This is a genomic window from Halobium salinum (assembly GCF_026586625.1).
Lineage (GTDB): Archaea > Halobacteriota > Halobacteria > Halobacteriales > Haloferacaceae > Halobium > Halobium salinum.
Map to the genome: position 1 here is coordinate 199824 of NZ_JAODIW010000006.1, position 18614 is coordinate 218437.

The 18614-nt window shown below is 69.9% G+C and carries 17 protein-coding genes; 12 read left to right on the top strand and 5 right to left on the bottom strand.

Annotation, left to right across the window (positions count from 1 at the left end; translation table 11 throughout):
- Positions 1-162 precede the first annotated feature (162 nt).
- The 8 genes from N5095_RS04420 to N5095_RS04455 all read left to right on the top strand — a co-directional run bounded on the left by N5095_RS04420 (position 163) and on the right by N5095_RS04455 (position 9494).
- On the top strand, positions 163-2001 hold the full coding sequence (locus N5095_RS04420) for a death domain-containing protein (RefSeq protein ID WP_267621501.1): 1839 nt from the start codon (positions 163-165) through the stop codon (positions 1999-2001).
- A 26-nt stretch (positions 2002-2027) separates the two neighbouring features.
- A complete protein-coding gene (locus N5095_RS22340) occupies positions 2028-2735 on the top strand; it encodes a plastocyanin/azurin family copper-binding protein (protein WP_267621503.1) in 708 nt (235 codons plus the stop codon).
- Between the two features lie 337 nt (positions 2736-3072).
- Positions 3073-4464: an ammonium transporter gene (locus N5095_RS04430; protein ID WP_267621505.1), complete on the top strand. Its 1392-nt coding sequence runs from the start codon at positions 3073-3075 to the stop codon at positions 4462-4464.
- A complete protein-coding gene (gene glnK1, locus N5095_RS04435; RefSeq protein ID WP_267621507.1) occupies positions 4457-4834 on the top strand; it encodes a nitrogen regulatory protein GlnK1 in 378 nt (125 codons plus the stop codon). The genes N5095_RS04430 and glnK1 overlap by 8 nt, the downstream gene beginning before the upstream one ends.
- Before the next feature lie 122 nt (positions 4835-4956).
- Positions 4957-5334, top strand: coding sequence for a P-II family nitrogen regulator (locus tag N5095_RS04440; RefSeq protein ID WP_267621509.1), 378 nt, complete (start codon positions 4957-4959; stop codon positions 5332-5334).
- 491 nt (positions 5335-5825) lie between these two features.
- On the top strand, positions 5826-7163 hold the full coding sequence (gene hemL / locus N5095_RS04445; RefSeq protein WP_267621511.1) for a glutamate-1-semialdehyde 2,1-aminomutase: 1338 nt from the start codon (positions 5826-5828) through the stop codon (positions 7161-7163).
- Between the two features lie 182 nt (positions 7164-7345).
- Entirely contained in the window at positions 7346-7834 is a 489-nt protein-coding gene (locus tag N5095_RS04450; protein WP_267621513.1) for a hypothetical protein, read from the top strand.
- A gap of 70 nt (positions 7835-7904) precedes the next feature.
- Entirely contained in the window at positions 7905-9494 is a 1590-nt protein-coding gene (locus tag N5095_RS04455; RefSeq protein ID WP_267621515.1) for an FAD-binding domain-containing protein, read from the top strand.
- Between the two features lie 61 nt (positions 9495-9555).
- Here the strand turns inward: N5095_RS04455 and N5095_RS04460 are convergent, their stop codons facing one another.
- Entirely contained in the window at positions 9556-10218 is a 663-nt protein-coding gene (locus N5095_RS04460) for a helix-turn-helix domain-containing protein (RefSeq protein ID WP_267621517.1), read from the bottom strand.
- Between the two features lie 86 nt (positions 10219-10304).
- Here N5095_RS04460 and hutU point away from each other — a divergent pair, with 86 nt between their 5' ends.
- From hutU to hutH, 4 genes are all read left to right on the top strand, one after another.
- Complete coding sequence (gene hutU / locus N5095_RS04465) at positions 10305-12143, top strand: urocanate hydratase (protein ID WP_267621519.1); 1839 nt, start codon at positions 10305-10307, stop codon at positions 12141-12143.
- Complete coding sequence (hutG, locus tag N5095_RS04470) at positions 12140-13129, top strand: formimidoylglutamase (protein WP_267621521.1); 990 nt, start codon at positions 12140-12142, stop codon at positions 13127-13129. Before hutU ends, hutG begins: the two co-directional genes overlap by 4 nt.
- Positions 13130-13226: 97 nt before the next feature.
- Positions 13227-14429 carry an imidazolonepropionase gene (hutI, locus tag N5095_RS04475; RefSeq protein ID WP_267623004.1) on the top strand — a complete coding sequence of 401 codons (1203 nt, stop codon included), beginning with the start codon at positions 13227-13229 and terminating at the stop codon, positions 14427-14429.
- Positions 14422-16074 (top strand): histidine ammonia-lyase, encoded by a 1653-nt coding sequence (gene hutH / locus N5095_RS04480; RefSeq protein WP_267621523.1) that lies wholly within the window; start codon positions 14422-14424, stop codon positions 16072-16074. Before hutI ends, hutH begins: the two co-directional genes overlap by 8 nt.
- On the opposite strand, the gene N5095_RS04485 is transcribed toward hutH, so the two are convergent.
- The 4 genes from N5095_RS04485 to N5095_RS04500 form a co-directional block, all read right to left on the bottom strand.
- On the bottom strand, positions 16071-16316 hold the full coding sequence (locus tag N5095_RS04485; RefSeq protein ID WP_267621525.1) for a hypothetical protein: 246 nt from the start codon (positions 16314-16316) through the stop codon (positions 16071-16073). The two genes, hutH and N5095_RS04485, sit on opposite strands and share 4 nt — an antisense overlap.
- A complete protein-coding gene (locus N5095_RS04490; RefSeq protein ID WP_267621527.1) occupies positions 16306-16614 on the bottom strand; it encodes a DUF8118 domain-containing protein in 309 nt (102 codons plus the stop codon). Before N5095_RS04490 ends, N5095_RS04485 begins: the two co-directional genes overlap by 11 nt.
- Positions 16615-16839: 225 nt before the next feature.
- Entirely contained in the window at positions 16840-17433 is a 594-nt protein-coding gene (locus N5095_RS04495; protein ID WP_267621529.1) for an RPA family protein, read from the bottom strand.
- A gap of 1 nt (position 17434) precedes the next feature.
- On the bottom strand, positions 17435-18370 hold the full coding sequence (locus tag N5095_RS04500; RefSeq protein WP_267621531.1) for a replication factor A: 936 nt from the start codon (positions 18368-18370) through the stop codon (positions 17435-17437).
- Positions 18371-18614: the final 244 nt, after the last annotated feature.

Genomic DNA, 18614 nt, shown 5'->3' on the forward strand with positions numbered 1-18614 from the left:
AAGCCCCCTCTGCACTCCCGAGCGCGTTCAACGCCGACCCTCCGTCTCCGACGGCGTCTCGTCCGTCGGAACGCGTTCCGGCGTCCGATTCTGACTGCCCGGCGAACCCCTGGTCCGGAGGTAGCGTAATGTACCATGAGTGTTGTTGTCTAACACGGGAACATGGCGAACCACAGAGACGACCCCGACTCGACCGACCGGCGACGACGGACGTTCCTCCGACTCGTGGGCATCGGCGGCGCGGGGGCGCTCGCCGGGTGTGGTGGCGAGCAGCCGGACGACGGCGGGACGACGGTGACGACGGGGACGACCGCCACGACGACCGACGAGGCGACGACGACGGGAACCGAGACCCCGACCACCGAGGAGACGACCGAGGCGCCGGACGTGGGCGAACTCGCCTACCTGGCCCCGCGGGAGGCCGACGACTTCGACGCGCTGGTCGAGGAGCGGAAGCTCGCGGCGCTCCGACAGGTGTTGGCGGTCGGGGAGGTCGCCGACGCGGTGACGAGCGCGGTCTCCTCGACGGCGTACCACCGAATCCTGACCGACCACGACTTCGTCGAGATTCTCGCCCCACAGGAGATGACCGTCGAGGGGAGCCTGGACACGGAGGCGGAGAACCCCGGGAGCCACACCATCGAGTTCGGAGACATCACGCAGGTGCGGGCGCTCGTCGAGCGCGAGAGCGACCGCCTCGTGCAGTTGGACGTACGGACGCGCGAACCGCACGTCATCGAGCGACCCTACGAGGGGCTCAACATGGACACCGTGCGGGCGGCGATGGAGAACTCACAGGTGAGCTCGGCACTGGAGGGGAAGGACTGGTACCTCCTCGCGGCCGACTACTCCATCATCACGGCGTACGACGAGGACCACCCCATCGGCGTCGTGACGCCGGTCATCTTCAACTGGAACGACCGGGGTGACGACCTTCGGGGGGTCGCCGCCGCGGTCACCACCACCTCGCTCAACGACGTGGCGTCCGAGAACGAGGTGCTGGACGTGTACACGCCGACACAGGAGTCGCCGGACCCGCTCTCCGGTATCGTCTCCGAGGTCGAGGGGAACGACCCGGGAGAGTACCGGCAGGGAGCCATCGACGTGCCGGGCGAGATGGACGACACCGACTGGGAGATACGGCGTCCGCCCGAGACCGTCGAGCAGAACGACTGGACGGTCTCCTGGACGAACACGCTCCACGACGCCTACCGGGTGGAGGCGAGCTACAAGGGGAAGCCGGTGTTCGGCCCCGAGTCGAAGGTGCCGTGGATGCTGAGCGACTACGAGCCGTTCGGGATGGCGGAGCCGGGCGTCCCCTCCGGCCGGCGCAACTGGCACTTCTGGGACACGCTGGGCTTTACCGGCCCGGGCGTCGTCGAGAAACACGACCTCTCGGACGGGTTCCGCATCCGCGGGTCGTACCACACCGGGTCGCTCGACCACTGGGAGTGGCGGTTCGGGCAGAACTGGGGGCCGTATCGCTACCTCGTCGACTGGCACTTCCACGACGACGGGACGGTCGACGTGACCTCTCGGCACCCGACCACGGGGTTCCGGACGACCAACGGCTACCCCCGGTACACCTTCCACTTCGTCGCGGAGCCGGCGTTCGACGCCGCGACGGTGAGCGCCCACGACGGGAGTTCGTGGCAGCAGCTCTCGACGGAGTCGAAACTGGCGGCGGGCGACGTGGAGCGCGTCCGCGTCGAGAACGTCGACGGGCCCGAGCGGCTCGTCGTCGAACGGCCCGGCGACGCCTGCTACGCGCTCCAGTACGACCCGGAGACGGTCGAGTACGAGCAGACGCTCGACGGGGTGGTGAGGGAGATGATCGAACACCGGCAGTACCTCGACCCGGACAACTACGTCCGCGGGAACTCGGTCGACGGCGAGCGACTGCTGCTCCGGATGGTCGCCTCGCGGGACACCGGGGAGGGGACCCACGCCACGACCGACCCGTTCGCCTTCCGGTTCACGATGCGAGCGGAGAACTACTGACCACCGCCCGAGGAGGACTACGACGCGTGCATCCCGAGGACACGACACGGACGCCCTCGACGGGGCCGACGACGCGACGCACCGCACTCAGACGACTCGCGGCGGGAGCGGCCGCCGTCGCCCTCGCCGGCTGCGCCGGCGAGTCGGACGGGGACGACGCCACCACCGACACCGGAACCGGAACAGGGGCCGGAACCGGGACGACGGCCGACACGAGCACGGCCGGCACGACGACCGACGGAACGACCGGGTCAGGCGGAACGGCGACGACGACCGCGTCGGACGGAACGGCGACGAAGACCAACGCCGCGGAACGGGGCGACTACACCGTCGGCATGTACACCGACCTCTACTTCGACCCGGTGGGGCTCCACGTCGAGCCCGGCGACACCGTCTCGTTCGAACTGGTGAGCGGGGCACACTCGGCGACGGCGTACCACCCGGACAACCCGAACGCGTTCGAGCGGCGCGTCCCGGAGGGCGCACCCGCCTGGGACACCGGCACGTTCGGCGAGAAGGGGGCCTTCCGCAACGTCACGTTCGAGACGGCGGGGACACACGACTACTACTGTATCCCCCACAAGATGGTCGGGATGGTCGGCCGCGTCGTCGTCGGCGACCCCGGTGGTCCCGCGACCGCCTCCGAGAACCCCGACCTCTCGCTGCCGACGGCCGACCGAATCGTCGAGGACGGAACGGTCGCTTGGAGCGACTGGGAGTCGGAGGTGGGGTGACCCGGCCGCCCATCCCTGCGGTTCTGTGGGGTGCGCGCGAGCCTCACACCTACGTTTCACGGTGATAGACCCGAAACGGGGTTCACGAACGTCAACTTCTGACCGGTCGAACGCCCAAACGCTGGCCGTTTTACGTCCTTATATTGTTCCTGTCCGAACCAATATCGGACATTCGTCACTCGTTTACGGGTTAAACTGGACAGTTGTGTCGCGAATACTTATATACTCCGACGCCGACGGACCTGACGACGAATCGAACGATGATGGCGAACGAGTGCAAATCTATGTACGACTGTCCAAGCAACGCGACGAAAACGAGTGAAACGAGGGGTCAAGAATGAGTTCGATACTCCTTCAGACTGACCTGGCTGCGGTGGCCGAGGCGGTGAACCTCGTGTGGGTGCTCACGGTCACCTTCCTCATCTTCTTCATGCACGCCGGCTTCGCGATGCTGGAGGCCGGGCAGGTGCGGGCGAAGAACGTGGCCAACCAGCTGACGAAGAACCTGCTCACGTGGTCGGTCGGGGTCATCGTGTTCTTCCTCGTGGGCGCGGCGGTGTCGAGCATCGTCGGTGCGCTGACCGGCGGCGGCACGGTCGACGTGATGGCCGAGTTCGCGGCGGTCTACGGCCCCGCGTCGTCGACCGCGTGGGTGAGCTGGCTGTTCGGCGCCGTCTTCGCGATGACGGCGGCGACCATCGTCTCCGGCGCGGTCGCCGGGCGCGTCAAACTCCGTGCGTACGTCACGTACACCATCCTCCTCGCGGCGGTCATCTACCCCGTCGTCGTCGGGTTCACGTGGGCGGGCGGCTTCCTCTCGACCCTCGGCTTCGCGGACTTCGCGGGCGGCATGATCGTCCACGGGATGGGCGGCATCGCCGGCCTCACCGCCGCGTGGGTCGTCGGTCCGCGCATGGACCGCTTCAACGAGGACGGCACCGCGAACGTCATCCCGGGCCACTCGCTGAGCTTCGCCGTGCTCGGCACACTCATCCTGGCGTTCGGCTGGTACGGCTTCAACGTCGGCACGGCGGCCGCACCCCTCTCGGGTGACGGCACCGAACTCGCGTCCTTCGCGTACGTCGGCCGCGTCGCGCTGACCACCACGCTGGGGATGGCCGCGGGCGCCATCGGCGCCGCCGGGGTGTCGATGTACCGCACCGGCAAGGTCGACACGCTGTACGTCGCGAACGGCCTGCTGGCCGGCCTCGTCGGCATCACGAGCAACACGGACGCGATTATCTGGCCCGGCGCGGTCGTCATCGGCCTGCTCGCCGGCGCCCAGCTCCCGCTCGTCTTCGAGTTCGTGGAGAAGCGCCTGCGCATCGACGACGTGTGCGCCGTCTTCCCGGTCCACGGCTCCGCCGGCGTGCTCGGCGCGCTGCTGCTCCCGTTCTTCGCAGTGGACGGGTTCACCGTGAGCGCGCTGGTGTCGCAGGTCGTCGGCGTCGCGGTCATCGCCTTCTGGACGTTCGCCGCCACCGCGCTGGTGTTCGGCGCCATCAAGGCTGTCGGCGAAGCTCGCGTCACCCCCGACCACGAGCGCGAGGGGCTCGACACGAGCGAACACGGCGTCGACACCTACCCCGAGTTCGGCCGTCCCGAGGTCGAGGCGACGGGCGCCGTGCGCTCCGACGGTGGGGCCCCGTCGAGCGACGTGCGCACCGACGGCGGTGTCGCGGCTCCGGCGACCGCCGACCCCGAACGCGAGGTGAGCGACGATGAGTGAGACGAACGGCGACGAGCCCAACGACGGCGGTATCAAGATGGTCGTCGCGGTGGTCCGTCCGGACCGCCTCGGCGACGTGAAGAAGGCGCTCGCGAACGTCGGCGCCCCCTCCCTGACGGTGACGAACGTCTCCGGCCGCGGCTCCCAGCCCGCGAAGAAGGGCCAGTGGCGCGGCGAGGAGTACACGGTCGACCTCCACCAGAAGGTCAAAATCGAGTGCGTGGTCGCCGACATCCCGGCGGAGGACGTGGTCCAGGCCATCCGGGAGGCCGCGAACACCGGCGACCCGGGCGACGGGAAGATTTTCGTCCTCGACGTGGCCGAGGCGGTGCAGGTCCGCACCGGCGAACGGGGTCCGGAGGCGGTCTGACACGGTCCGCGCTCGCTGTCCCGACCGACTGGACCGACCGACCTGACCGGACTTTCCTCCCTACCGTGCCCACGCTCGGACGGAGCCCGGTGGCTAAGTCTCTCCACGCCGAACGATAGCACGTGACGGACGAGTTCACTGCGTCGGGCTCGGACGCGGACGTCCACATGGTCGTGGCGGTCGTCAGACCGGAGAAACTGGGCGACGTGAAACAGGGTCTCGCGGACGTCGGTGCCGCGTCGCTCACCGTGACGGACGTGTCGGGTCGGGGGAACCAGCCGGCGAAGAAGGGGCAGTGGCGCGGGGAACAGTACACCGTCGACCTCCACGCCAAGACGAAAGTGGAGGTCGTCGTCAGCGACGTGCCCGTCGACGACGTGGTCGACGCCATCAGGGAGGCGGCCTCCACCGGGGACCCGGGCGACGGGAAGATTTTCGTCCTCGACGTGGCCGACGCGATAGGTATCCGGACGGACGACCGCGGCCCCGACGCGGTGTGAGCGCCGAGCGGCCCGGTCCCTCTCATGGGAGGGAGGTAGCTTAGGTGTCCACGGTGCGACAGAAGGGACGGCGGCGACCCGACCGGGCACCTTCCGACGGAGGACGGGTCCCGTCCGGAGAGGCACCCTTCTCTCGCGTGGGACCGGAGCACCCTGTCCGACCACGAGACGCTCGGGCGGGATTTCACCCGTGAGGTGACCGCACCGGTTCGCACCCCTACCGTGACGCCGCACCGGTTCGTCCCCCACCGACGCTGGGGGTCGGGGATGGACACCGTGACCGTCGACGCACTCCACGGACCTATTCGTCCGTCTGTGGGCGATACGACGTCTGTCGCGTGACCACCGGTCGTTCGTTCGGCAGTCCGCCGGACGACGCCGCGAGGAACTCGGGGGCGGCGACCGACCGTCGGCGTCCGACGCGGCCTTCTCCCGACCACCGGGACGCCTACCCAGTAACTACTATCCCGACTCCGGTCGAACCGCCGCCCATGAACCACGAGCGGTCTCGCGACCTCTACGACCGGGCGCTCTCGGTGTTGCCCGGCGGCGTCAACTCGTCGGTGCGTGCGACACAGCCCTACCCGCCGTTCGTCGCCCGCGGCGACGGCGCCCACGTCGTCGACGCCGACGGCAACCGCTACCTCGACTACGTGATGGGGTACGGTCCCCTTCTCTACGGCCACGACGCTCCGGAGCCGGTGCAGTCGGCCGTCCAGAAGTTCGCGAGCGAGGGGCCCATGTACGGGATGCCGACGGAGGTCGAGGTCGAACACGCCGAGTTCGTCGCCCGGCACGTCCCGAGCGTCGAGATGATTCGCTTCGTCAACTCCGGGACGGAGGCCACCGTCTCCGCCGTCCGCCTCGCCCGCGGGTACACCGGTCGGGACAAAATCGTCGTCATGCAGGGGGGCTACCACGGCGCCCAGGAGTCCACGCTCGTCGCCGGCGGCCCCGAGAACCCCCGGCCCTCCACCCCCGGCATCCCGCCGGAGTTCGCGAAACACACCCTCCCGATTCCGTTCAACGACCCCGCCGCCGCGGAGGCCGTCTTCGAGGAGCACGGCGACGACATCGCCGCGGTGCTCGTCGAGCCCATCCTCGCGAACAAGGGTATCGTGATGCCCGTCGACGGCTACCACCAACGGCTCCGCGAACTGTGTGACGACCACGGGTCGCTGCTCGTGTTCGACGAGGTCATCACCGGCTTCCGGGTCGGCGGCCTCGGCTGTGCCCAGTCGACGTTCGGCGTCACCCCCGACGTGACCACGTTCGGGAAGATTATCGGCGGCGGCTTCCCGGTGGGTGCCATCGGCGGAAAGGCCGAGATTATCGAGCGGTTCACTCCCGCCGGCGACGTGTTCCAGTCGGGCACCTTCTCGGGACATCCGGTGACGATGGCCGCCGGCCACGAGTACCTCAAGTTCGCGGCCGAGAACGACGTGTACGAACACGTGAACCGCCTCGGTCGCCGCCTCCGTGAGGGAGTCGAGGACCTGCTCGAGGACCGCGCCCCCGAGTACACCGTCGTCGGCACCGACTCGATGTTCAAGACGGTGTTCACCCGCGACGCGCCGGGCAGTTTCGAGGACCACTGCGAGGGCGGCTGTCGCCAGCGCGACTCCTGTCCGCGTTTCGACGCCTGCCCGAAGACCGGCGCCGACGTGGCCGCCGCCGAGACCGGTCGGTGGGAGCGCATCTTCTGGCAGGAGATGAAAGCACAGGGCGTCCTGCTCACCGCCAACCAGTTCGAGTCCCAGTTCGTCTCCTACGCCCACACCGACGAGGACATCGAGGAGACGCTGGAGGCGTACAAGACGGCGCTGTAGCGGGACCACGCTCCCACTACCTCCTCTCTCACACACCGACACCCCGTCGTCTCGGGCTTCGCGCCCGTGTTCCGCGACGGCCGACGCGTCGCCGACTGAGAGTCGCTTTTTCCTCGCTCGCGCCGCGCACTCGACCCCTTTGGACCCCGGAACTTATCGCCGTGGCCGCCGGAACTGGAGCCATGAGCCCTCCATCCCCCGACTCGACGACCGGACCCGGCGACCCGACGACGACCCGCGAGGGGAACGCCCTCGACGACCTGCTCCCCGAGGCGACCGTCGACTCGAAGTGGTGGTACTGGATCGCCGCCGTCCCGGCGTACTTCGTCCTGACGCTGCTGTTCGGCGGGGCCGCCTTCTTCCTGGTTCTCGCCGGCGTCGGAATCGACCTCCTGGGGGGACTGGGCGTCGCCACGTTCGGTGTGACCGCCCTGCTCGTGGTGTTCGCCTTCCTCGTTGCCCTCCCCGGCCTCCTCCTCGCCGTCCTCTTCCCGGTCGCCATCTACGTCGACGCCCGCGCGGTCGAACGGGCGGCCCTCGACTGGCGGCCCGACCCGGTCCTGTACGGCCTCGTGGCCGTCGTCGGCGTGGTCGCCACCAACTTCGTCGTGAGCGTCCCGCTCGCGTGCTACTACCTCTACAAGCGCCACGAGGCCGTCGGGACGCCCTGAGCCGTTCGACGGCGGGCACCGACCACCGACCGGCGTCGGGTTTATTCGCACCGAACCCTTGCAACGAGTGATGTCGACCCCATCCTCGGAGCCGTGCGTCCCCTCCATCGAGGCCGTCCCCACGGCGCCGGGGGACGCCTGTGTCCTCTGGCACCGTCGGGACCTTCGTCTCCCGGACAACCGGGCCGTCGAGTACGCCACGACGACGTACGACGCCGTCTGCCCGCTGTTCGCGTTCGACCCGCGGTTCTACGGGGCGGACGGACTGGCCTGCGACGCCCGACTCCGGTTTCTCCACGAGTGTCTGACCGACCTCGCCGCCGCCTACGAGGACGTCGGGTCGACGCTCGTCCTGGGCCACGGCGCCCCGAGCGACGTGCTCGGCACGTTCCTCGACCGCGGCTGGGACGTGGTCGCCAACCGGGAGGTCACGGGACGGTACGGGGAGGAGCGCGACGAAGCGCTCGAAGGCGCCGGCGTTCGGTTCGTGAGCGACGACGGGATTCGCTACGGCCAGGAGAGCCGAGAGGGGTGGGCGGAGTACGCCGAGTCGTACTTCGAGGGGGAGGTCAGCCGGCCCCACCCGTCCGGGTTCGGAAGCCACGGGGTCGACACCGACGGCGAGGTCACGGTCGAGGCCGTCGAGCACGCGTACGACGTCGACCCGTCGAAGCACGAGGTCCCGCAGGGCGGCCGAACGGCCGCACTGGCACGGCTCGACCGGTTTCTGGACGTCATCCACGAGTACCAGAACCGCATCAGTAGTCCGCTCGGCGCGAAGACCTACGCGAGTCGGCTCTCGGCTCACCTCCGATTCGGCGCGCTCTCGCCCCGCGAGGTGTACCGCGCGCTCGACGACGCCATCGACTGTGACGGGAAGGAGGCGTTCGTCTCGCGGCTGTACTGGAACCGCCACTACACCCAGAAGCTCGCCGACTGGTCGGGGTGGATGGACACCGCCGTCAACCCCGTCTTCGAGGGTTTCTACGCGTCGAACCGCGACGAGGGGCTGATTCGGGCGTGGAAGCGCGGTCGAACCGGGTTCCCGATGGTCGACGCCTCGATGCGCTGTCTCCGGCGAACGGGGTGGCTCAACTTCCGGATGCGGGCGATGTGTGCCTCTGTCTTCAGCCTCCTGTTCAAACAGCCGTGGCAGGTCGGGGCCGACTACATGTACTACCACCTCGTCGACGCGGACCCGGCCATCAACTACACGCAGTGGCAGAGCCAGAGCGGGCTGAAGGGTATCGGCGCCATCCGCCTCTACAACCCGCGGAAGCAGCTCCGGGACAACGACCCGGAGGGGGAGTTCGTCAAGCGGTGGGTACCGGAACTCGAACCCGTTCCGGTCGACCACCTCGACCGCCCCGAACGGATGCCGCTGGCGCTCCAGGACGAGGTCGGCGTCGATGTCGGGACGGACTACCCGTACCCCGTCGTCGACTACGAGCAGGAGCGGCGGGCGGCGCTCGACACCTTCGGCGACCTCCGCGCGGAGGCCGAAGCGGCGTACGCCGACCCGGAGGTGTTCGGGCGGGCCTCGCTGTCCCCGAAGAGCCGGAAGGTAGTCGAGCGGGCGACCGGAGAGCAGACCGCGGTGACCGACGGGAGTGAGAACGGGCCGACCGGCCAGGCGGGGCTCGACCGCTTCGCCGAGTGACGCCGGTCGTATCCGCTCGCTCCCGGTCGGCTCCAACTCGAACCGGGTCGCCCCTCCTTTCTCACCCTCGGAGATACGGCATCAGCGCGGCGATGAGCTTGTTCTCGGCCCGACGGAGGTGCTCCTCCGCGGTGCGGCGCTCCACCCCGACGGCCGCGGCGACCTTTTCCGTCGTCGTCCGCCGCGGAATCTCGTAGTACCCCTGCTCGACAGCCGTCGTGAGCGTCTCGTGCTGACGGCCCGTCAGTCGGGGGAGCACCTCGTCGAGCGTCAGTAGCGGACCGTCCTGCGCCACGGAGCCGACCTCGCGCTTGGACTCGACGTCCACCGAGAACCCGTCTGTGACGAGGTCGCGGTAGCAGGCGGTGAGCGACGCCGGGTCGAGCGCGAGCAGTCGACAGACCTTCGCGCCACGGGCGTAGCGAAGCGGCGGGAGCAACAGCGGTCCGTGACGGTCGAGGTACGCCTCCACCGTCCCCGTCTCGTGCTCGCGGAGGCAGTCGTCGGTGACGACGACCAACTCGTCGCCCCCTCGGAGGCGGTCGCGGACGCCGACGCGCTCGCGAACCGCCGCGAGCACGGCGTCCTCGGCCGCCTCGTCGCCGCCGGTGACGTGGAGGAGGTCGCAGTGGTCGTTACACCACAGCTCGATGCGGGCGTCGGTGCCGGCGGTCGCAGCCGCGTACGCCCCGTCGCTCGCGATGCGGAACGTCGCCTCGTACATACGGGCCGTCGGCGACGAGCGTACATAAACGACCCTCCGTATGCGGGGCCGACCCTCATTGACAATCGGGTACAACCGTCGTGGTGATGAACGACCACCACGTCTCCGAGTCGGCTCCGGAGGAGCGAGCGCAGGAGGGGGAGCGAGAACGGGAGCGGGAGGCTGTCGACCACCTCGGCGAGCCGAGCGAGCAGTGGCGACGGTACCAGGGGTCGCCGACGGGCACCGACGTCGAGTGTAAGGGGTGGCGACAGGAGGCCGCCCTGCGGATGCTGAACAACAACCTCGACCCCGAGGTCGCCGAGAAGCCGGAGCGCCTCGTCGTCTACGGCGGCACCGGTCGGGCGGCGCGTTCGTGGGACGCGTACGACGCCATCCTCGCCGAGTTGCGGGAGCTCGAAGACGACGAGACCCTGCTCGTCCAGTCCGGCAAACCGGTGGGCCGGTTCACGACACACGAGCGCGCGCCCCGGGTGCTCATCGCGAACTCCAACCTCGTCGGGAAGTGGGACAACTGGGAGCACTTCCACGAACTCGAAGCCGAGGGGAAAATCATGTACGGCCAGATGACGGCCGGCTCGTGGGCGTACATCGGCACGCAGGGCATCATCCAGGGGACGTTCGAGACGCTCGCGGAGCTTGCACGGCAACACTTTCCCAGTTCGGGGGAGCGCGAAGCCTCGCTCGCCGGTAGAATCGTCGTCACCGGCGGCCTCGGCGGGATGGGCGGCGCCCAACCCCTCGCGGTGACGATGAACGGCGGGGTGTGCATCGCCGCGGAGGTCGACGAGGCACGCATCGACCGCCGCATCGACACCGGCTACTGCATGGAGAAGACCGCCGACCTCGACGAGGCCATCGAGACGGCTCGCGAGGCCGCCGAGCGGGGGGAGCCCTACTCCGTCGGCGTCCACGTCAACGCCGCCGACATGCTCGAGGGGATGCTCGAACGCGGCTTCGTCCCGGACGTCGTCACCGACCAGACCAGCGCCCACGACGCGCTGGAGGGGTACTACCCATCGGGGTACTCGGTCGCGGAGGCCGACGAGTTGCGCGAGGACGACCCCGAGACCTACCTCGAAGCGAGCCTCGACACGATGGCCCGGCACGTCCGGGGGATTCTCTCCCTCCAGGACGAGGGCGCCGTCGCCTTCGAGTACGGCAACAACATCCGCGGACAGGTCCGCGACGAACGCGGCGTCGACGATGCGTTCGACTTCCCGGGGTTCGTCCCGGCGTACATCCGCCCGCTGTTCTGTCAAGGTCGCGGCCCGTTCCGCTGGGTCGCCCTCTCCGGCGACCCGGCGGACATCCACCGCACCGACGAGGCCGTCAAAGAACTGTTCCCGGAGAAGGAGTCCCTCCACCGCTGGATAGACCTTGCCCACGAGCAGGTCGAGTTCCAGGGGCTTCCATCGCGGGTGTGTTGGCTCGGGTACGCAACCGATTCGGAGGGCGTCACCGAGCGGGCCCGCTTCGCCCTGCGCATCAACGAACTCGTCCGCGACGGGGAGATATCGGCGCCCGTCGTCGTCACGCGCGACCACCTCGACGCGGGGAGCGTCGCCAGCCCGCACCGCGAGACCGAGGCCATGAGGGACGGCACCGACGCCGTCGCCGACTGGCCCATCCTGAACGCGCTGCTCAACTGCGCCGCCGGCGCCGACATCGTGAGCGTCCACGACGGCGGCGGGGTCGGCATCGGCAACGCGCTCCACACGAACAACCACGTCGTGCTCGACGGGACGGACCTCGCCGCCGAGAAGGCCCGGCGCGTGTTCACCACCGACCCCGGGATGGGCGTCATCCGCCACGCCGACGCCGGCTACGAGGAGGCGCTCGCGGAGGCCGACCGGTCGAACGTCCCGATTCCGATGCGCGACCGGACCGATGATGACCCCGGGGCGGGAATCGGGGACGAATGACCGAGTTCACCCGCGAGTTCGACTGGCGGAGCCCCTCCGCGGACCCCAACGACGAGACGTTCGGCGACGTGGTCGACGCGCGCCCGCTGGCCGCCATCGGCGACGGTGACGCGGCCGTCCTCGTCGGCGAACCCTCCGACCGTGGCGTCATCGGCCGCGAGGGGTCGAAGAAGGGGCCGCGAGCGCTCCGTCGCGCCCTCGCCGGCGTCAAGACCTACCGGTTCGACGAGGGCGCACCCGGGCGACTCGCAGACGTCGGGGACGTAGCGTCGCTCGCCCGGCTCGACGACCGCGACCGCGCCTCCGTCGGCGGGGTGCAGAACGAGGTGTCGAAGGCGAGCGCGGCGGTGTACGACGCGGTCGGCGACTCAGGGGACACCCTCCCGATGTTCCTCGGCGGCGACAACTCTCTCACCTACTCCAACGTCGCGCCGCTCCTCGACCGAGGGTCGGTCGGCGTCGTCAACCTCGACGCGCACCTCGACGTGCGCGAGGTGCGCGAGGAGGAGGGACCGACGAGCGGTACGCCCTATCGCCAACTCCTCGACGACGGGCTCGACGGCTACGTCTGTCTCGGCGCCCGGCACTTCGAGACCTCGACGCGCTACGCCGATTACGTCCGCGAACACGACGGCGCCGTCGTCACCGCCGAAGCCATCGGCGTCGACCTCGACCGGGCGACCGACGACGCCATCGACGCGCTCGGCGACGTGGGCCGGGTGTACGTCAGCGTCGACCTCGACGTACTCGACGCGACGGCCGCGCCCGGCGTCTCGGCGCCGACTCCCGGCGGGCTCACCTCCCGCGAACTGTTTCGGGTACTCCGTCGCCTCGCCGCCGACCCCCGCGTCGCCGGCTTCGAGGTGGTCGAGTGCGCCCCGCCGCTGGACGAGGCGAACCGGACCGTCGACGCCGGCGCCCGGGCGATTGCCCACTTCCTGAGCGGGTACGTCGCCGCGCGCTCGGGAGGTGAGGCGAGTGCCTGACGCCGACGGCGGCTCCGACTCACCTCATGGCGACCACTCACACGGTGACTCCCCCCACGGCGACCACCACCTCGCGGTCGTCCACGACGCCGCCGAGGTGGCGGTCGTCGACGAGTCGGGCGCGCTTCGAACCCACGAGGACGCGGCCGTCGCCGTCGTCGACGGCGCGGTCGCGGCGGTCGGCCCCACAGACGCGGTCACGAGCGAGTACGACCCCGCCGAGGCCGACGTGGCGCTCGACGCCCGCGGGAAGGCGGTGATTCCGGGGTTCGTCGACAGCCACACCCACGCGCTGTTCGCCGGCGACCGCGCGGACGAGTTCGCCGCGAAGCTCCGCGGGAAGACCTACCAGGAGATTCTCGCCGAGGGCGGCGGCATCCTCCGAACCGTCCGGGCCGTTCGTGAGGCCGACCCCGACGCGCTTCTCGCGAACCTGCTCCAACAACTCGACACGATGCTCTCGTACGGGACGACGACCGTCGAGGTGAAGTCGGGATACGGTCTCGACACGGAGACCGAGTTGGCGATGTTGGGGGCCGTCCGCAGAGCCGACGACCAGCACCCCGTCGACGTGGTGGCGACGTTCATGGGCGCTCACGCCGTGCCCGAGGGCCGCGACGCCGACGACTACGTCGACGAGGTCGTCGAGGAACAGCTCCCCGCAGTAGCGAAACAGGGCGTCGCCGAGTTCTGCGACGTGTTCTGCGAGGAGGGCGTCTTCTCCGTCGAGGGGTCGCGGCGGGTGCTCGAAGCCGGGCGCGAACACGGACTCACCCCGAAGGTCCACGCCGAGGAGTTCGTCCACCTCGGCGGGGCACGACTCGCCGCGGAGGTCGGCGCCGCGAGCGCGGACCACCTGCTCCACGCGACCGACGAGGACGCGGAGGCGCTCGTCGACGCCGGCGTCGTGCCCGTGCTCCTGCCCGGCACGGCGTTCTCGCTCGGCGCCGACTACGCCGACCCCGACCCGTTCCTCGACAGGGGCGCGCCGGTCGCCGTCGCCACCGACCTCAACCCGAACTGCTACTCCCAGAGCATGCCGTTCGCGGTCGCGTTGGCCTGCGTCGGCATGGGGATGACGCCCGCCGAGGCACTCGTCGGCGCCACGCGGAACGGCGCGCTCGCAATCGACCGCGACGACGGGCGGGGCACCCTCCGGCAGGGGACGCCTGGCGACCTCTGTGTACTCGACGCGCCCTCGCACGTCCACGTCCCGTACAACTTCGGCGTCAACCCGGTCGAGGCGGTACTCAAGGACGGACGACTCGTTCACGGCCGCACGGAGGTCGTCCATGGGTGAGCCGGGTTCGGGAGCCGGCGCCCCGACGGACGACGCCGACGTCGAGAGCGACGACCCCGTCGTCCTCGACGGCGACAGCCTCACTGTCGAAGCGGTGGTCCGCGTCGCCCGCGAGGACGCCACCGTCGCGGTCGCCGACGCGGCACGCGAGGCGGTCCGCGACTCCCGCGAGCGAATCGAGGACATCCTCGACAGCGACGAGGCCGTCTACGGCGTCAACACCGGGTTCGGCGAACTCGTCGACGAGTCCATCCCGAAGGAGCGCGTCGACGAACTCCAGACCAACCTCGTCCGGAGCCACGCTGCCGGCGCCGAGCGCGAACTGGCTCGCGAGGAGGTCCGCGCCCTGCTCGTCACTCGTATCAACGCCCTCGTCAAGGGGTACTCCGGAATCAGGGAGGTCGTCGTCGACCACCTCGTGACGATGCTCGACGAGGGGGTCCACCCGGTGGTCCGCTCCAGGGGCAGCCTCGGGGCGTCCGGGGACCTCGCGCCGCTGGCCCACGCGATGCTCGTCCTGCTGGGTGAGGGCGAGGCGGTCGTCGACTCGGACGCTGGTTCGGAGCGCCTCCCGGGCGACGAGGCACTCGCCCGCGCCGGCCTCGAACCGCTGACCCTCCGCGCGAAGGAAGGGCTGGCGCTCATCAACGGCACGCAGTTGACAGTCGGCCTCGCGGCCCTCGCCGTCCACGACGCGGAGCGCGTGCTCCACGCCGTCGACGTCGCCGGCGCGCTCACCACCGAGGTGACCATGGGGACGACCGCCTCCTGCGACCCGGCGCTGCACGACCTCCGGCCCCACTCGGGCCAGAGACGGGTCGCCGCGCACGTGAAGCGGCTCACGGCCGGCTCCGAAATCGTCGAGTCCCACCGCAACTGCGACCGCGTCCAGGACGCCTACTCGCTCCGGTGTCTGCCGCAGGTCCACGGCGCCGCGCGCGACGCGGTTTCCCATCTACGCGACGCGGTCGAAGTCGAGTTGAACAGCGCCACCGACAACCCGCTCGTGTTTCCCCGCGACGCGGTCGACGACCGCGCCAGCGGCACCGACGCCGCGGCGGTCATCTCCGGCGGCAACTTCCACGGCGCGCCGCTGGCCCACCGCTTCGACTACGCGGTCGCCGCGCTCACCGACCTCGCGGCCATCTCGGAGCGGCGCGTCGACCGGCTGACGAACCCCAACCTGCAGGAGGACCACCTCCCGCCCTTCCTCACCCCCGAGAGCGGCGTCCGCTCGGGGTACATGATTCCCCAGTACACCGCCGCCTCGCTGGTGAACGAGTGCCGGAGCGAGGGCCGCGCGGCGACGGACAACACGCCCGTCTCGGGCGGACAGGAGGACCACGTGAGCATGAGCGCGACGGCGGCGTACGCGTTCCGGCGGACGGTCCGCCGCGCTCGGAAGGTCGTCGCCGTCGAACTGCTCTGTGGCGCCCAAGCCGCGGAGTTCGTCGACGACGACCTCGCCCACGGGCCGGGCACCGGCGCGGCCTACGCGGTGGTTCGGGAGGTCGTCCCGGCGCTCGACGCCGACCGACCGCACGACGCGGACATGGACGCGGTCGCGTCGCTGGTCGGCGAGGGCGTCGTCGAGAAGCGGGTGCGGGACGCGGTCGGGGACGGGGGCGACGGCGAACCGAACTAGGTGTCCGTGTCGTCGCCGGCGTCCGGGTCGGCGTTCGACCCGGCACCTACCCCGCCGCGACCCTCACAGCAGAGGTCGCCGCCCTCGACGCCGGGAATCGCCCCGCAGTCGGGGCAGGCCTCGGGGACCCGAATCTCGCCGTAGCCGTCTGCGCGGAGGTCGTCTCCGTCGCCCGGGTCGGCGCCCATCGCGTCGTACACCTCGCGCCAGCCGGCGCTCGGGGAACTGTCCTCAGTCGGCATCGGCGCGCCTCCGGTCGCGGGGGTCGGTGTCGGCCGAGTCGCCGTCGGCGGCCGCGTCCGCATCCGCGTCGTCCGCACACCGAAAACAGCCCCACTGGAGCCGCGGGTCGATGCTCTCGAACCCGCAGGCCGCACAGCGCCAGAAACGGTGGTCGAACTGCCCCTGCTCGTCGCGGCCGAAGTGGGGACCGGTGACCTCGCCGGGGTCGGAGTCGTTCGTCTCGGACCCGTGGCTCTCGTCGGTCCGCTTGCTCGTCTCGTCGGTACCTTCTTGTGCGATTACGCGTTCAGCGTTCATTGGGCTTCGTATCTCATCCAGGTACCGCCCCCGCGGTCGGGTGTTCCAGCACCCGGGCGCTTTTCGGCCGCGTCGGCGGTCAACGCCGGTACGGAGGCGGAACGTACGTTGTTAGCCGCTCGGTTCGACAGCGACGGCTCTCCGACGGTGGTCCCGGCCCGTCACGACGACGGGCCGTGGTCGTCGACTGCCGCGAAGGACGACCGTGTCGCCCGCGAGTCCGACTTACGCCTCGGGGGCGAGCTCGTCGGTCTCTTCGAGGCCCTCCAGCGCGGCGACGGCCGCGCTCTTGTAGCCGTCGACGGGCAGGTCGTAGTGCTCGCGAGCCATGCGGGCGTACTCGTTGCCCTCGTCCTCGAACGCGCCGACGCGTTCGAGCGTGCGCTCCGCGGTCTCGACGACCCAGCGGTTGCGCGTCGCGGCGTCGACCTGGGTGATGGACTCCGGTCTCACGGAGACGTTCACCTGGCCGTCGTCCGTCTCGTAGGTGCGGGGCTTCCCGACCACGGCGACGTAGGCCGGCGGCTCCAGTTCGCGGAGCGCGCTGGCGGCCTCGGGCTGGTACTGGCCGGCGTAGACGAAGAACGTCCCCGTCGGGTCGACGATGCGACCCCGCCAGTACTCGCTGTCCTCGCCCACGTCCTCCTTCTCGGTGAGGGTGCCGACGAGGAACACGCGGTTCGCACGCTCCCCGGTGGGGAGCAGCGCGTAGACGGGTGCGCGCTCGTCGTCGGACTCCTTGAACGTGTAGCCGGCGTCGTTGAACTCCTCTGCGAACACGCGTCGTGCGACCTCTCGGGTGGGGACTGACTGACTCATTTTAGATCGACCTCGCTTTAATCAGGGCGGACTCGGCGTCTGCGGGTCCGTCCAGCAGTTCGAACTCGTTGACGAGCACGTACCGGCCGAGCGTCGGCCCGGCGACGCGGTAGTAGCGCCCGAGGACGGACGCCCGCATCTCGTCGGCGACGACGGTCGTGTCGAGCGCGTCCATCGCCTGCTGCTTCGCGTCCTCCAGCGTGACGCCGGTGAGCTCCTCGGTCGTCTCTTTGTCGAAGATGACCTCGTGGACCTCGCCACCGTCGTCGAGGACGCCCTTGATGCGCAGGTCGAACTCGCCTTCGACGCTGCCGTGCTCCGAACAGCGGCCGTTCTGGAGGACGCGCGTGCAGTCCTCCTCGGGGCAGCGCTTGATGAGGCCGGAGCCGGACTGGATGTCGACCAGCGCGCCCTCGACCTCGGTCGAGTCGTCGCCGACCTCGATGTCCTCGTCGAGTTCGGCGATGTCGGTCGTGCGGTTGAGCTTCACCGAGTAGTTCCCCTGGTACTCGTCGGTGACGACGTTCTTCAGGCTGTAGACGGCGCCCTCCTCGAGCTTCGGGAGCTCGGAGGTCTGGAAGGCGACGAACTTGATGGTGCCGGACTCGTCGCCCAGCAGGCCCACCTGTGCGATGGACTCGTGGCCGGGGTCCCAGAGGTCGACGACCTTCGCCTTCAGGTCGACCCAGGCCTCGTCCTCGTCGATGGTCGCGACCTCGACGAGGCCGCCGCCGGAGCCGCCCGCGCGGATTGCGTCGCGTTCGAGGCCGGCGTCGTCGAGGTAGCTGTTGACGACGCTCCGTCGCGCCTCGTCGACGGGGACGCGGTACTCCTCGACGAGGTTCTCCAGGCGCTCCTCGACCTCGTCGGGGGTTACGTCCAAGTGGTCCGAGAACTGTTCCGCGATCTCCTCAGCGTGTTGTCGCAGGTCTGTCATAGTCGGGCTGCCTCCGCCTTGTTTTCGATGGGAGGCATACCGTGGTTGGTGCCTACCCGTATTTAAAATTCCGCCACCGGGGTGAAAGTGAACGTGGGCGTCTCACGGCCCCGAGACCCGGTACAGGGGGGCGGTCGAAGGCGGGTCACAGCGAACGTTTTCGGCCGATGTAGCGGCCAGGGCTGCCGCTTGTCGCTGGCTCGGGGTCGAGCGAGTGAAAGTGAATCTCCGAGCGGGGAGAGGG

Coding starts and splice junctions, on each gene's coding strand:
- N5095_RS04420 (WP_267621501.1), top strand. CDS start 163: ATGGCGAACCACAGAGACGACCCCGACTCGACCGACCGGCGACGACGG.
- N5095_RS04430 (WP_267621505.1), top strand. CDS start 3,073: ATGAGTTCGATACTCCTTCAGACTGACCTGGCTGCGGTGGCCGAGGCG.
- glnK1 (WP_267621507.1), top strand. CDS start 4,457: ATGAGTGAGACGAACGGCGACGAGCCCAACGACGGCGGTATCAAGATG.
- hemL (WP_267621511.1), top strand. CDS start 5,826: ATGAACCACGAGCGGTCTCGCGACCTCTACGACCGGGCGCTCTCGGTG.
- N5095_RS04450 (WP_267621513.1), top strand. CDS start 7,346: ATGAGCCCTCCATCCCCCGACTCGACGACCGGACCCGGCGACCCGACG.
- N5095_RS04455 (WP_267621515.1), top strand. CDS start 7,905: ATGTCGACCCCATCCTCGGAGCCGTGCGTCCCCTCCATCGAGGCCGTC.
- N5095_RS04460 (WP_267621517.1), bottom strand. CDS start 10,218: ATGTACGAGGCGACGTTCCGCATCGCGAGCGACGGGGCGTACGCGGCT.
- hutU (WP_267621519.1), top strand. CDS start 10,305: ATGAACGACCACCACGTCTCCGAGTCGGCTCCGGAGGAGCGAGCGCAG.
- hutG (WP_267621521.1), top strand. CDS start 12,140: ATGACCGAGTTCACCCGCGAGTTCGACTGGCGGAGCCCCTCCGCGGAC.
- hutH (WP_267621523.1), top strand. CDS start 14,422: ATGGGTGAGCCGGGTTCGGGAGCCGGCGCCCCGACGGACGACGCCGAC.
- N5095_RS04485 (WP_267621525.1), bottom strand. CDS start 16,316: ATGCCGACTGAGGACAGTTCCCCGAGCGCCGGCTGGCGCGAGGTGTAC.
- N5095_RS04490 (WP_267621527.1), bottom strand. CDS start 16,614: ATGAACGCTGAACGCGTAATCGCACAAGAAGGTACCGACGAGACGAGC.
- N5095_RS04495 (WP_267621529.1), bottom strand. CDS start 17,433: ATGAGTCAGTCAGTCCCCACCCGAGAGGTCGCACGACGCGTGTTCGCA.
- N5095_RS04500 (WP_267621531.1), bottom strand. CDS start 18,370: ATGACAGACCTGCGACAACACGCTGAGGAGATCGCGGAACAGTTCTCG.